This window comes from Streptomyces sp. R21 (genome assembly GCF_041051975.1).
GTDB lineage: Bacteria > Actinomycetota > Actinomycetes > Streptomycetales > Streptomycetaceae > Streptomyces.
The window spans coordinates 3,352,484-3,364,925 of record NZ_CP163435.1; the positions used below are offsets into that span (position 1 = coordinate 3,352,484).

The window sequence follows — 12,442 nt, forward strand, 5'->3', positions numbered from 1 at the left end:
CACCCCGTGCCTCACCCCCGCCCAATCCCCTCCGCCACATAAGCCCCTACCCCCTCCCTAGGCAGCACCGCCCACATCCGAGTCCCACCCCCCGGCTCCCGGGCATCCCCAAACCCCCAGTCCCCACCACACACCCGCACCACGCACCCCAACACCCGCAACGCCCCCCGCCGCCGCGCATCGCAAACCGCCGCGAGCCGGGGATGGGCATGCCGCGGATGCCCGTCGTAGAGGATCACTCGCAACGCACCGTCCCAGTACCGCAGCGAGACGTACACCTCGGCGTCGGGCGTGAACCGGCAGGCACACGCGACCAGTTCAGCCACCACCTGTACGGCCGCGTCCGCCATGTCCTCAAGTCCGTGCGCCTGGAGGGCGACCCGGGTCGCCGCGCGGGCGATCCGCGAACTCACCGGCCCGGCGGGCAACGTAAGGCTGTAGGCGAGGGTGTCGGGGGACGGCGGGGGCGGTGTCTCCCGTACGTCGATGGAGACAGGGCAGGCCGAGGCGGCGGGCGACGCGGACATGGGCAACTCCCTTGGCTGGGTTGGACCTTCGGTGAAATCACGGCTCGACCAGTGGCCTGTCTCCCTGACGCGGGCCCACCCCTCCCAGGGGAGGAGAACGCGGGCAGGCTCGCGCAATGCGCTTCCGAACGACATCGGGCCGTAAGCGACTCGTCACTGAATGTAGAGCTTAATGTGGCACGAGTGCCACCTACTCCCTCACATTGCCCCCATCCAGGTGGACCGCCGAGCCACGCACGATGCAGACTGACCCCCGACCAAGCGGGAGGAACTCGTCGATGCCGACACGGCCAGCGCCGACGGAACGTCAGAAGCGCCTGGGCGCCGAGCTTCGCAAGATGCGACTCTCGGCCGGGCGGACCACGGAGTACGCCGCCGGGCTGCTCGGGCTGGACCGCACGAAGGTGTCCAACATGGAGTCGGGTGTCCGGGCCACCTCCCCCGAACGGGTCCGGATACTTGCCAGCAACTACGACTGCTCCGACGAGGCGTACGTCGAAGCCCTGGCCGCCATGGCCGACCTGCGCAAGCGGGGCTGGTGGGACCAGTTCAGGGGGACTCTTCCCCAAGGGCTGCTGGACGTCGCCGAGTTGGAGTGGTTCGCCTCCCGGCTGCGGAGCTATCAGACCGTGCACATCCCCGGGCTGCTCCAGCTCAGCAGCTACGCCCGAGCCGTGTTCTCCTCCGCGCTGCCCCCGCTACCGAAGTCGGAAGTGGAACTGCGGGTGATGCAGCGCATGCAGCGTCAGCAGGTCCTCGACCGCGACAACCCCGTCGACTACGTCGCGTACGTGCACGAGTGGGCGCTGCGTATGCAGTTCGGTGGGTGGCGCGCGACCCGGGAGCAACTACTGCACCTCTGCGAGTCGTCCGAGCGCGAGCACGTCGAGGTGCGCGTCCTCCCTGTGGAGGCCGGGGCGTTCCCCGGCGCCGGGCACGCCGTCCTGTACGCCGACGGTGCCGTGCCCCAGCTGGACGCCGTTCAGCTGGACTCCGCCCACGGCGGAGAGTTCACCCACGCCGATGCCCAACTCGCCAAGTACCGCACCCACATGGACTGGTGGTACGCCCACACCCTGAACCCACAGGACTCGCGCGACCTGATCCACGCCATCGCCCAGCAACTTTGAGGAGAGCCGCATGCCCGACATCACCTGGGAAGAGCCCTTCTGCGCGGAAGGAAACAACTGCTTCCGCCTCGGCACCGACCCCACCGGCAACGCCTACATAGCCCTCGCCGGCCAAGAAGACCACTACCTCACCGACACCCGCGAAGCCCTCCGCACCCTCATCCGCGACATCAAAGCCGGAAAGGCCGATCACCTCCTGTAGCCCCCTCCCCAGTCAGGAACCCTCCGGCAGCACCCCGCGCCGAAACGCCTCCACCCCCACCACCCGCCGCACCCGATCCACCTCGATCAACAACATCACCCGCCGCTCCCCCGGAAGCAGCCACGGATACCGCTCCTCCCCCAGGTACTTCTTCGCGAGCCGGTCCATGGACCGCTCCGCCTCCTCCCCCTCAACGAACCGCACCACCCGCCCCCGGATCTCCGCACGGTCATACGGGTTCTCGGGGTCATGGTGGGACAGCGAAACGTTGGGATTGCGCCGGAGGTTCTCCTCCTTCACGCGGCCTATGGAGGTGTTGACCATGACGTGGTCGCCCTCGATGTCCACCCACATCGGGGAGACCTGGGGCGCGCCGTCGGGGCCGACCGTCGCGAGGTGCCAGAAGTTGGGGGCCAGCAGGCGTTCGCGAATATGCCCCTCTACCTTGCCATTCACAGCGCCCTCCCCTTCCGGCCGCCCGCTCGGGCCGCACGTGCGCCATGCTGGTCGCCGTACGCAGTGGATCACCAGGCGATCTTCGGCCACCCGGGCACAACCACACCCCGCGACTGAAACCGTATGTTCCTACAATCCGTGATTGTGGCCGAACAGACCGTAGTCACCGCAGCCCCACGCCCATAGCTTGTGCGCGTGCACGTACCGAAGGCCCAGCAGCCCACCCCGCCCTTCAACGCCCCGGCCGCCCGCAGACTGAGGGCGGCACTCGGCATGGGGCCCGAGCATGTCGCGTACGGGATGCGGTCCTCGTACGGGATGCCGTACGTCACGCCCGATCTCGTGACCGCGTGGGAGCGCGGGACCATGTCGCCGAGCGCGCCGGAACTGACCGCGCTCGCGGGCGTGCTGTGGTGTGCGCCGGGTGATCTCATCGGCGCGCCGCGGACCCTGCGCGAGCACCGGATCTCGCGCGGTCTCAACCCCGAGGACGTCGCCCGTACCGTCGGCCTCGAACTCCTCGCCTATCAGCGGATGGAGGAGACCCACGAGTGGCGCGGCAACGAGCGGCAGTCGGCCGCCCTCGCCGACGTACTCGAACTCTCGCTGCCCGACTTCATCACGGTCACCGGCCGCGACACCAAGCTCGCCGAGCTGCTGCGCAGCGCGATGACGACGCGCTGGCAGGCGTACACCAAGCCGGTCTCGAAGATGGTGCCCCTGGACCGGCGGCTCCTGGAGGCCGCCCTCCTGGAGATGCACACGGAGTACCACGGGCTGATGGTGGCGACCCTCAGCTGGGCCGGCGGCTCGGCGGCCGCCGACTCCAGCGACTCGGGACGCGACTACCTCGACCAGATCGTCGACCACTTCTGGGCGATGGTCCAGAGGAGTACGTACTGACCCCACCCCGCAGGGGTCACCCAACCCTGTAGGGGTTAGAAAACCGACTCCGCCTCGTCCATCCGGTCCTTCGACACCGTCTTCAGCTCCGTGACCGCCTCCGCGAGCGGCACCATCTTGATGTCGGTGCCGCGCAGCGCCGTCATGCGGCCGAAGTCGCCGCGGTGCGCGGCCTCCACCGCGTGCCAGCCGAAGCGGGTGGCGAGCACCCGGTCGTACGCGGTCGGCGTGCCGCCGCGCTGGACGTGGCCGAGGATGACCGGCTTGGCCTCCTTGCCGAGGCGGCTCTCCAGCTCGTACGCGAGGGCCGTGCCGATGCCCTGGAAGCGCTCGTGGCCGAACTGGTCGATCGCGCCCTTGCTGTAGTCCATGCTGCCCTCGAGGGGGTGGGCACCCTCGGCGACGCAGATGACGGCGAACTTCTTGCCGCGGGCGAAGCGCTCCTCGACCATCGCGACCAGGTCGGCGGGGTCGAAGGGGCGCTCGGGCAGGCAGATGCCGTGCGCGCCGCCGGCCATGCCGGACTCCAGGGCAATCCAGCCGGCGTGCCGGCCCATCACCTCGACGACCATCACGCGCTGGTGGGACTCGGCCGTGGTCTTGAGGCGGTCCATCGCCTCCGTGGCGACGCCCACCGCGGTGTCGAAGCCGAAGGTGCGGTCCGTGGAGGAGATGTCGTTGTCGATCGTCTTCGGGACGCCGACGACCGGCAGGCCCGCGTCGGAGAGCATGCGGGCCGCGGTGAGCGTGCCCTCGCCGCCGATCGGGATCAGCACGTCGATGCCGAACTCGCGCGCCATGTCCTGCGCGTTCTCGCAGGCCTCGCGCAGGCGGTCGCGCTGGAGGCGGGAGGAGCCGAGGATGGTGCCGCCGCGGGCGAGGATGCCGCTGACCGCGTTGAGGTCGAGGGTGCGGTAGTTGCCGTCGAGGAGGCCCGCGTAGCCGTCCTCGAAGCCGATGACCTCGTCCCCGAAATGGTCGACCGCTCGGTGCACGACCGACCGGATCACTGCGTTCAGGCCAGGGCAGTCGCCGCCTGCGGTGAGAACTCCGATGCGCATCGTGCTGTGTCTCCTGCTCGCTGCTGGTCCGTGTGAGCCAGTCCGATTGTTTCATGACCCACCGGGCGTCGCCGCTTCCACCCGCCCCACCCCCTCCCACCTGCTGACGGGCGCCTTAACCAGCCCCAGAGGTATTGTCAAGGGGATTCTGCTCACCATGGCGGACGAGTCTTCGGACGGCGAAGAATCACACGCCGAAGAAGAAGAATCAGACGACGAAGAAACGGAGAGCACGCGTGACGCGCAGCGTGTACGTGACCGGGATCGACCGCGGCGACGGCCGCCAGGTCGTCGAGCTGGGGGTCATGGAGCTCCTGACCCGCCAGGTCGACCGGGTGGGGGTGTTCCGTCCGCTCGTCCACGACGGCCCGGACCGGCTCTTCGAGCTGCTGCGCGCCCGCTACCGGCTGGCCCAGGACCCCGCGACGGTCTACGGCATGGACTACCACGAGGCGTCCGCGCTCCAGGCCGAGCAGGGCACGGACGAGCTGGTCTCCACCCTCGTCGAGCGGTTCCATCTGGTCGCGCGCGACTACGACGTCGTCCTGGTCCTCGGTACGGACTTCGCGGCCACCCAGCTGCCGGACGAGCTGGCGCTCAACGCCCGGCTCGCCAACGAGTTCGCCGCATCCGTGATTCCGGTCGTCGGCGGGCGCGGGCAGACCGCCGAGTCCGTCCGCGCCGAGACCCGCAACGCCTACCGCGCCTACGACGGACTGGGCTGCGACGTGCTCGCGATGGTCGTGAACAGGGTGGCCCGCGAGGACCGGGCGGAGATCCACGAGCGGCTCGAATCCCGCCTCCCCGTGCCCTGTTACGTGCTGCCCGACGAGCCCGCGCTCTCCGCGCCCACCGTCTCGCAGATCACCCACGCCCTCGGCGCGAAGGTGGTGCTCGGCGACGACGCGGGGCTCGCCCGTGACGCGCTCGACTTCGTCTTCGGCGGCGCGATGCTGCCGAACTTCCTGACCGCGCTGACCCCCGGCTGCCTGGTGGTGACCCCCGGCGACCGCGCCGACCTGGTGGTGGGTGCCCTCGCCGCGCACAGCGCCGGCACTCCCCCGATAGCCGGCGTGCTGCTCACCCTCGACGAGCGGCCCACGGACGAGGTCCTCACCCTCGCAGCGCGCCTCGCGCCCGGCACCCCGGTGATCTCCGTACCCGGCAACAGCTTCCCCACCGCGGCCCAACTCTTCGCCCTGGAGGGCAAGTTGAACGCCGCCACCCCTCGCAAGGCGGAGACCGCGCTCGGCCTCTTCGAGCGGTACGTCGACACCACCGACCTTCTCAGGCGCGTCTCCGCGCCGAGCAGCGACCGCCTCACCCCGATGATGTTCGAGCACAAGCTGCTGGAGCAGGCCCGCTCCGACAAGCGCCGCGTCGTGCTGCCCGAGGGCACCGAGCCGCGCGTGCTGCACGCCGCCGAGGTGCTGCTGCGCCGGGGCGTGTGCGAACTGACGCTGCTCGGGCCGGTCGACCAGATCCGCAAGAAGGCCGCCGACCTCGGCATCGACCTCGGCGGCTGCCAGCTGATCGACCCGGCCACCTCCGAGCTGCGGGACCGGTTCGCGGAGAAGTACGCGCACTTCCGGGCCCACAAGGGCGTCACGGTCGAGCTCGCCCACGACGTCGTCGCGGACGTCAACTACTTCGGCACCCTCATGGTCGAGGAAGGCCTCGCCGACGGGATGGTCTCCGGGTCCGTGCACTCGACGGCCGCCACCATCCGGCCCGCCTTCGAGATCATCAAGACCAAGCCGGACACCAAGATCGTGTCGTCCGTCTTCTTCATGTGCCTCGCCGACAAGGTCCTCGTCTACGGCGACTGCGCCGTGAACCCCGACCCGAACGCCGAGCAGCTCTGCGACATCGCCATCCAGTCGGCCGCCACCGCCGAGCAGTTCGGCGTCGAGCCGCGGATCGCGATGCTGTCGTACTCGACGGGCACGTCCGGCACGGGCGTGGACGTCGACAAGGTGCGGGAGGCGACCGATCTCGTACGACTGCGCCGTGCCGACCTGAAGATCGAGGGGCCGATCCAGTACGACGCCGCGGTCGAGCCGTCCGTGGCGGCGACGAAGCTGCCGGAGTCGGAGGTCGCCGGGCAGGCGTCCGTGCTGATCTTCCCGGACCTGAACACCGGCAACAACACCTACAAGGCCGTGCAGCGCTCGGCCGGCGCGATCGCCGTCGGCCCGGTCATGCAGGGCCTGCGCAAGCCCGTCAACGACCTGTCCCGCGGCGCCCTCGTCCAGGACATCGTGAACACCGTCGCCATCACGGCGATCCAGGCCCAGATCCCCGACCAGAAGGCTTCCCAGCAGTGAGCGGCACCCGCGGCACCCGCGTCCTCGTTCTCAACTCCGGCTCGTCGTCGGTCAAGTACCAGCTGCTCGACATGCGTGACAGCAGCCGGCTCGCCGTGGGCCTCGTCGAGCGCATCGGCGAGGAGACCTCCCGGCTCAAGCACACCCCGCTGCTCGGCGGGGAGTCGCGCGAGTGGACCGGCGCCATCGCCGACCACGGCGCGGCGCTGAAGGCGGTCGCCGAGGAGCTGGCCAAGGACGGGCTCGGTCTGGACTCCCCCGAGCTGGCCGCGATCGGCCACCGGGTCGTGCACGGCGGCCTGGCCTTCACCCAGCCGACCGTCATCGACGACGCCGTACTCGCCGAGATCGAACGCCTGATCCCGGTGGCGCCGCTGCACAACCCGGCGAACCTGACGGGCATCCGTACGGCTCAGGCACTGCGCCCGGACCTCCCCCAAGTGGCCGTCTTCGACACCGCGTTCCACACGACGATGCCGGAGTCGGCGGCACGCTACGCGATCGACGTGGAGACGGCGGACGCGCACCGGATCCGGCGCTACGGCTTCCACGGCACCTCGCACGCGTACGTGTCCCGCGAGACGGCGAAGCTGCTGGGCAAGGCACCCGAGGACGTGAACGTCATCGTGCTGCACCTCGGCAACGGGGCGTCCGCCTCCGCCGTACGGGGCGGGAAGTGCGTGGACACCTCCATGGGGCTGACGCCCTTGGAGGGGCTCGTGATGGGTACGCGCTCCGGTGACATGGACCCTGCTGTCATCTTCCATTTGGAGCGCGTTGGCGGGATGTCCACGGACGAGATCGACACTCTTCTCAACAAGAGGAGCGGCCTGATCGGTCTGTGCGGGGACAACGACATGCGGGAGATCCGGCGCCGCGTCGACGAGGGTGACGAGCGGGCGCGGCTGGCCTTCGACATCTACATCCACCGCCTGAAGAAGTACATCGGCGCCTACTACGCGGTGCTCGGCCGCGTGGACGCGGTCGCCTTCACCGCCGGGGTGGGCGAGAACGCCGCCCCGGTGCGGGAGGCCGCGGTCGCCGGTCTGGAGGAACTGGGCCTGACGGTCGACGGAGACCTGAACGCGGCGCGAGGCGACGGCCCCAGGCTGATATCGCCCGAGTACGCGCGGGTTGCGGTGGCCGTGGTGCCGACCGACGAGGAACTGGAGATCGCCACGCAGACGTACGCACTCGTGGGCGCGTCCCACGACCTCACCTGAGCGGCATCCCGCCCTTTTGTATCTTCCGCCAGACGGAATATTCCGCAGCGAAACAAACCGATAGGATCGCCCCATGCGCCGTTCGAAAATCGTCTGTACTCTCGGCCCCGCGGTCGACTCCCACGAGCAGCTCGTCGCGCTGATCGAGGCCGGCATGAACGTGGCCCGCTTCAACTTCAGCCATGGCACGCACTCCGAGCACCAGGGGCGGTACGACCGCGTCCGTGCCGCCTCCGCCGAGACCGGCAAGGCCATCGGTGTGCTCGCCGACCTCCAGGGCCCGAAGATCCGCCTGGAGACCTTCGCCGAGGGTCCCGTCGAGCTGGTGCGTGGTGACGAGTTCACCATCACCGCCGAGGACGTCCCCGGCGACAAGACGATCTGCGGCACGACCTACAAGGGTCTGCCGGGCGACGTCGCCGAGGGCGACCCGATCCTGATCAACGACGGCAACGTCGAGCTGAAGGTCCTCGCGGTCGACGGCCCCCGGGTCAAGACGGTCGTCATCGAGGGCGGCGTCATCTCCGACCACAAGGGCATCAACCTGCCCGGCGCGGCCGTGAACGTGCCCGCGCTGTCCGAGAAGGACGTCGAGGACCTGCGCTTCGCCCTGCGGATGGGCTGCGACATGGTCGCCCTGTCCTTCGTGCGCGACGCCAACGACGTGAACGACGTCCACAAGGTGATGGACGAGGAGGGCCGCCGGGTCCCCGTCATCGCCAAGGTGGAGAAGCCGCAGGCGGTCGAGCACATGGAGGGCGTCGTCGCGGCGTTCGACGCGGTGATGGTGGCCCGCGGCGACCTCGCCGTCGAGTACCCCCTGGAGAAGGTCCCGATGGTGCAGAAGCGCCTCGTGGAGCTCTGCCGCCGCAACGCCAAGCCGGTGATCGTCGCGACCCAGATGATGGAGTCGATGATCACCAACTCCCGTCCGACGCGCGCCGAGGCCTCCGACGTCGCCAACGCGATCCTCGACGGCGCCGACGCGGTCATGCTGTCCGCCGAGTCGAGCGTGGGCGCCTACCCGATCGAGACGGTCAAGACGATGTCGAAGATCGTCCAGGCCGCCGAGGAGGAGCTGCTCTCGAAGGGCCTGCAGCCCCTCGTCCCCGGCAAGAAGCCCCGTACGCAGGGTGGTTCGGTCGCCCGCGCCGCCTGCGAGATCGCCGACTTCCTCGGCGGCAAGGGCCTGGTGGCCTTCACCAAGTCCGGTGACACCGCCCGCCGGCTCTCCCGCTACCGCGCGGCCCAGCCGATCCTGGCCTTCACCACGGAGGAGAGCACCCGCAACCAGCTGACGCTCAGCTGGGGCGTGGAGCCGCACGTGGTGCCGTTCGTGAACAGCACGGACGAGATGGTCGACCTGGTCGACGGCGAGGTGCTCAAGCTCGACCGCTTCAGCCAGGGCGACACCCTGATCATCACCGCCGGCTCGCCTCCCGGGGTCGCCGGCACCACCAACATGGTCCGGGTGCACCACCTGGGCGGCGGCGAGCGCGACTGATCCGCCGGTCGCAGAGACTGTCGTACGACGCCGAGGGCGCCCCCTGCTGATGCAGGGGGCGCCCTCGGTTTTGTGCGGCTCCCGGACGGGTCTGGGACGGGACCGTCAGTCCTGGTAGGTGTGCATCCCGGGAACGGTGAGGTCGCCGCCGAACTGGCCGGCCTGGACGACCTTCACCTTGGTGAAGTAGATCAGCGGGATGTTCAGCGGCGGCGGGCTGTCCGGGCTGAACGTGACCGGGATCAGACCGAGCAGGTTGCCCGAGATGCTCTCGGTGTACATGACCGTCTTGCCGTTGCGGATGGTCGACGTCGTGCCTGCCCCCGCCTTCACGTGGTACGTCTTGCCCGACTGCTTGTCCTTGACGGTCTGGTGCAGATCGCCGATGTCGGTGCCGTCGGAGATGACGTACTTCAGGACCTTCTTGACGCTGCCGTTGGCTGTCCGCACCTTGACGATGCCCTGATAGTCGGCGCCCTTGAGGAGCAGGGAGCTGGCGTTCAGGTACCAGGGGTCGTCGGGCAGGGTGACGGGGTTGTCGACACCGCCCTCCTCGTCCGTGGCGACCGGGCAGTTGTCCGGGTCCGTGGTGGAGCTCGCGGACGGGCTGGGCGTCGCCGACGCGGCGGCCTCAGCCGTCTCGGCCGCGTCCTTGGCGGCGTCCGTGGCCTTCTTGGTGGTGTCCTCGACCGTCTTCTCGGTCTTCTCCGTGGTGCTCTTGACCGTGTCGGTGACCTTGTCGGTCGTGTCCTTCACGGTGTCGGAGACGCTGCCGGTGGAGTCCGAGGAGTCCTTGGTGGCGGACGCCGAGGGCGAGGGCGAGGCGGACGGCGAGGCGGTGCTGCTCGACGAGGAGCCGTCGTCGCCCGTGAAGATGCCGGTGATCGCGTCGCCGATGTCCTTGAGCACGTTGTCGCTGCTCTTGGACGGCGAGGGGGTCGCCGTGGAGGCACTGTCGGACGTCGACGTGGACTTGCTCGCCGTGGCGGAGGGGGTCGGCGTGGAGTCGGCCTTGTCGTCGGAACCTGAATCCGGCGAAGAGGTCTTGTCCGTGGCCGACGACTGGGACGCCGACGGGCTCGGCTCGTCCGTGGACTTGTCGGTGGACTTGTCCGTGGGCGTGCTGCTGCTCGTGGAGGCGGAGGGCGACGGCGTGGCCGAGGCACTCGCGCTCGCGTCGTCGCCGGTCACGGCCGCGACGCAGTCCTTGTACTCGTCCGCCGTGAGGCTCTTGGAGGAGGAGTGGTCGTCGGCGTTCGCGAGCGTCGGCGTCAGGCCCATGCCCATGAGGACCGCGGTCGGCATCGCGGCGATGGCTATCGCCTTGCCGGCAGGCATGTGGAACCTGGTGAACAGCGGCTTCCTGGGGGCCGCGTGGCGCGGCCCGGTTCTCACACGGGACTCGTCCACATCAGCCCCGTGGATCACCTCGTCAGCCGGCACTGTGCCTCCCGTTCGCCCCGTTCGCCGGGCTCGTTCCTGACAGATCGTTCGGCTCGCTCAGGTGGTACAGCCCGTTCGCGTCGTCCGTCCCACGGGGCTCGCCCAGGCCGCCCGGCTCGAAGGGCGCGTTCCCGTGCCCCTCCGCCTTGGTCAGGCCGTCGAGGCCGCCCGTGGTGTCGGCCGGAGCCCCGCCCGGGGCGTCGTCCGCCGCACGCGTCACGGTTCTGGCCGGCTCGCCCTCGGGCTCGCCCGGCATCCAGGAGACGGCCATCGCGCCGCCGATCAGAGCGAACAGGAAGCCGATGAGGAAGCCGCCGAGGTTCGCCACCGGGATGGACACCAGGGCCAGCAGGATCGCCGCGACACCGGCGAAGGTCCGTACGTGCTTCTGGAACCAGAGGCTCACACCGAGCACGACGAGCAGGACCCCGATGATCAGGGATCCGGCACCCGCGGTGGTCGACATCGCCAGCGTCAGGTGGCCGATCTGGAGGTGCGCGTACGGGAAGTATGCGATGGGGAGTCCGCCGAGCATGACGAACAGGCCGGCCCAGAACGGCCGCTGACCCCGCCAGACGCGGAAGATCCGTCGGAAGGCCTTGAGGTAGTGCTCGTCCTGACGAGGCGACTCGGCGCTCATGGAAACAGCTCCCTGGAACGGCGTTGCTGTGGAGAGTTGGTACTGCGGGCCGTGGCGACCGGGCGGGGGGCGCCGCCGGCGCCCCCCGCCCGGTCACGGAGTGCCTAGTAGCACTCCTTGACGCCCTTGGACACGGACATCTTCAGACCACTGAGCTTGAAGGTTCCGGCGGTGGTGGCCCACGCCGTCTGCTTCACGTTCGTCAGCGTGGCCGAGTCGGCCTGCTGGGAGAACCCGTACGGGTTCGCCTGGTCGCCCTTGGAGATGCCGGGACCCTTGCTGGCGTCCTTCGCGGCAACGCCGATGTCAATGCCGTGGAACACGGCATTGGCCTCGAGGTCCTCGACATCGACGTAGAGGTTCTCGGCCTCGACCGGCGTGTCGCCGCCGCCCGCCTTGAGGGTCAGGCTGACCGACCCGAGCAGCGGGATGTTCGGGGTGACCACCGACTGGCACATGTTGGTGAGCGACGCGGTCTTGAAACCCGAGACGGCGACGGGGTGAGCCGTCTTGCTGCCGTCGAGGTTGTAACCCGAGTCAATGGCCCCGTACTGGACGAAGCCCGTACCGTCGAGCTTGTCCGCCGTCACCTTGAACGACTGACCCGAAACACTGAACGACGCGGCGAGAGCGCCCTGCGCGAGGGCGACACCTATCGCGGCCGTAGCGGCAACGCTGGGCACCATGACCACAGCGAAACGCTTCCATCTGGTCCCGCCACGCACCTGGGACTCCATATTTCCTCCTTCTCGGACGTACATCTCCTGGCCCTGACTGCCGCCTGTCGGCGGCTCAGTCGGGCAGGGATGGGAGAAGTGCTACGTCCTCGGGAAGGAGAGCGCCCGTCCTCGGAGGCGCTAGCTTGCGCACCGATCACCGGCGATCACCCCCGAGCGACAACCACTGGTCGCGCCTGACACACATCACGCACAACCTGCCGGACAGGCTCCACCGGTTGGTGAAGACCCCCCTGTCCAAGGGACGGCGCCACTGCCGCCGCCCCTGCCCGGTGGGGACCCAGAAAAC

The 12,442-nt window shown here is 69.3% G+C and carries 12 protein-coding genes; 6 read left to right on the top strand and 6 right to left on the bottom strand.

Annotated features, from left to right (window positions below; all coding sequences use genetic code 11):
- Positions 1-11 precede the first annotated feature (11 nt).
- The gene (locus AB5J56_RS14855; RefSeq protein ID WP_369233189.1) at positions 12-527 is read right to left on the bottom strand and encodes an ATP-binding protein; all 516 of its coding nucleotides are present in this window, start codon (positions 525-527) and stop codon (positions 12-14) included.
- Positions 528-805: 278 nt separating this feature from the next.
- Here AB5J56_RS14855 and AB5J56_RS14860 point away from each other — a divergent pair, with 278 nt between their 5' ends.
- Complete coding sequence (locus AB5J56_RS14860; protein ID WP_369233190.1) at positions 806-1,657, top strand: helix-turn-helix domain-containing protein; 852 nt, start codon at positions 806-808, stop codon at positions 1,655-1,657.
- Between the two features lie 10 nt (positions 1,658-1,667).
- Complete coding sequence (locus AB5J56_RS14865) at positions 1,668-1,859, top strand: hypothetical protein (protein WP_369233191.1); 192 nt, start codon at positions 1,668-1,670, stop codon at positions 1,857-1,859.
- Positions 1,860-1,871: 12 nt separating this feature from the next.
- Here the strand turns inward: AB5J56_RS14865 and AB5J56_RS14870 are convergent, their stop codons facing one another.
- A complete protein-coding gene (locus tag AB5J56_RS14870; protein WP_369233192.1) occupies positions 1,872-2,315 on the bottom strand; it encodes a PPOX class F420-dependent oxidoreductase in 444 nt (147 codons plus the stop codon).
- Between the two features lie 273 nt (positions 2,316-2,588).
- On the opposite strand from AB5J56_RS14870, the gene AB5J56_RS14875 reads away from it, so the two are divergent.
- The gene (locus AB5J56_RS14875; protein ID WP_369242555.1) at positions 2,589-3,218 is read left to right on the top strand and encodes an XRE family transcriptional regulator; all 630 of its coding nucleotides are present in this window, start codon (positions 2,589-2,591) and stop codon (positions 3,216-3,218) included.
- Positions 3,219-3,253: 35 nt separating this feature from the next.
- Here AB5J56_RS14875 and AB5J56_RS14880 read toward each other — a convergent pair whose 3' ends face one another.
- A complete protein-coding gene (locus AB5J56_RS14880) occupies positions 3,254-4,279 on the bottom strand; it encodes an ATP-dependent 6-phosphofructokinase (protein ID WP_369233193.1) in 1,026 nt (341 codons plus the stop codon).
- A 236-nt stretch (positions 4,280-4,515) separates the two neighbouring features.
- Here AB5J56_RS14880 and pta point away from each other — a divergent pair, with 236 nt between their 5' ends.
- The 3 genes from pta to pyk all read left to right on the top strand — a co-directional run bounded on the left by pta (position 4,516) and on the right by pyk (position 9,333).
- Complete coding sequence (gene pta, locus AB5J56_RS14885; RefSeq protein WP_369233194.1) at positions 4,516-6,606, top strand: phosphate acetyltransferase; 2,091 nt, start codon at positions 4,516-4,518, stop codon at positions 6,604-6,606.
- Positions 6,603-7,829, top strand: coding sequence for an acetate kinase (locus AB5J56_RS14890; protein WP_369233195.1), 1,227 nt, complete (start codon positions 6,603-6,605; stop codon positions 7,827-7,829). Before pta ends, AB5J56_RS14890 begins: the two co-directional genes overlap by 4 nt.
- A gap of 73 nt (positions 7,830-7,902) precedes the next feature.
- The gene (gene pyk / locus AB5J56_RS14895) at positions 7,903-9,333 is read left to right on the top strand and encodes a pyruvate kinase (RefSeq protein WP_369233196.1); all 1,431 of its coding nucleotides are present in this window, start codon (positions 7,903-7,905) and stop codon (positions 9,331-9,333) included.
- A gap of 105 nt (positions 9,334-9,438) precedes the next feature.
- Here pyk and AB5J56_RS14900 read toward each other — a convergent pair whose 3' ends face one another.
- The 3 genes from AB5J56_RS14900 to AB5J56_RS14910 all read right to left on the bottom strand — a co-directional run bounded on the left by AB5J56_RS14900 (position 9,439) and on the right by AB5J56_RS14910 (position 12,153).
- Positions 9,439-10,776, bottom strand: a complete 1,338-nt coding sequence (locus tag AB5J56_RS14900) for a hypothetical protein (protein ID WP_369233197.1) — start codon at positions 10,774-10,776, stop codon at positions 9,439-9,441.
- Positions 10,766-11,416 carry a DUF6114 domain-containing protein gene (locus AB5J56_RS14905; RefSeq protein WP_369233198.1) on the bottom strand — a complete coding sequence of 217 codons (651 nt, stop codon included), beginning with the start codon at positions 11,414-11,416 and terminating at the stop codon, positions 10,766-10,768. The genes AB5J56_RS14900 and AB5J56_RS14905 overlap by 11 nt, the downstream gene beginning before the upstream one ends.
- Before the next feature lie 104 nt (positions 11,417-11,520).
- A complete protein-coding gene (locus AB5J56_RS14910; protein ID WP_369233199.1) occupies positions 11,521-12,153 on the bottom strand; it encodes a DUF6230 family protein in 633 nt (210 codons plus the stop codon).
- Positions 12,154-12,442: the final 289 nt, after the last annotated feature.